Source organism: Alteromonas sp. P256, from assembly GCF_036864455.1.
Lineage (GTDB): Bacteria > Pseudomonadota > Gammaproteobacteria > Enterobacterales > Alteromonadaceae > Alteromonas.
The window spans coordinates 1-1,401 of the sequence record NZ_JAZETM010000027.1 but is presented as its reverse complement, the minus strand read 5'-3'; the positions used below and the strand labels follow the sequence as shown (position 1 = coordinate 1,401).

1 protein-coding gene is annotated in these 1,401 nt (G+C 49.4%); it reads right to left on the bottom strand.

The window, feature by feature from the left end; translation table 11 throughout:
* A partial coding sequence (istA, locus tag V7R39_RS17675; protein WP_334032271.1) for an IS21 family transposase occupies positions 1-1,401 on the bottom strand: 1,401 nt, incomplete at both ends.

Genomic DNA, 1,401 nt, shown 5'->3' with positions numbered 1-1,401 from the left:
CCATGCAGACCTCCCGGTATCATACTGGCGTACGAGCTTAGACTGTGTTGCTTGATGGTCAGTGATGGCTTTTTCGGTTCGATAACTAAAAAGCGTTCTTCGCATTCTCGAATGGCCGGTAATTGTCGCTGGGTAATTGCCGCCGCAATAAATCGACCTAATTGACGCTCACAACCACTTTGTTTAGCTAAATGAAGCAGTTTTACCATGTAATAGCTGGCTTTATCTGCCGTTAACTTGTCGTCGACATACTCCCAGATGGCCTTGTAATTGTCGTCCGGTAGCAAGTCATCGCGTAACTGTGAGTGGCGGAACGCACGGGGCTTCTTCGCCAGCGACTCAATGACATGCCGGTAATTGACGCTGCGGGCACGACAACCTTTTTCGGCATATACGCGCTCAAGTTCAAGCACGAAGTCGGTACCGTAAAATAGGGCCAACCGGTCATCATAGAGGCGTACTAGCAATCGACTATCAATAAGCCGTGATGGCACCGTATAGGTTACACGCTTCAGGCAGATCGTGCTTGTGCGCGACACCGTTATATAATGCTCGGTATAATTGACGCTCATTGCCCGGGGCAGCGGCTGTAATTGTCGCTGTTCTATCTGGTATTTGTCGCTGACGCGACGGTTACGCCGTGCTACCACACTGGTGACAAACACTTCATACGCATTACGACTTTCGAAGTCGTAACTACCACGGATTTTTAGTGCCTGTTCTACTTGTGATTTGGTGTGCCCGTGCGGGCTCTCTATTGCACCGTTTTCATGAGCAACGCCCAGATTGTTGCGCGTTGCTTTAAAACCATAGTGCTTAACAAGGTCGTTGAAGCGCTCCGTTAGTTCATCAGCCGATGAGTGATTTTTATAAGCTGCGCTCAGACTGTCAGTACGAATTTCCCTAGGTACACCGCCGGCAGCATGTAGCGCATTTTGTAATCCATCAGAGAAGGCCGCGAAGCTTTCGCCGCCATAGATAACCTGAATAAAAGCCCAGCCGCTGGCCGGCATCCGGTAATGAAACAACATGTGCTTTAATGGCTCACCAGCAATGGTGACCGGTGACTTCACGTGAGTAAAGTCAGTAATGCCGAGCGCACCATATTCATGCGTTTGCATAAACACAACATCTTTAGCAGGCCCGTGTAATGAACGCCATTTGTGGATCCGGCGCTCAAGTGTTCGGCGTGATCCAGGACTGAATTTATCGGTGTGATATTCACAAAGGTGATCAAATACACCCACAGGCGTAATGTCCTTACCCTGTTCAAGTATGGGAATAACAATGCTTCCCCATACCGCTTCAAGTGGATCTTTGCGTGTGCGCCACTGACGCTTACCTTCGTTCGGTTGTCGATTAGCTTTATCAAGACGCCGGGCTGAACGCTCTGAAATGCCT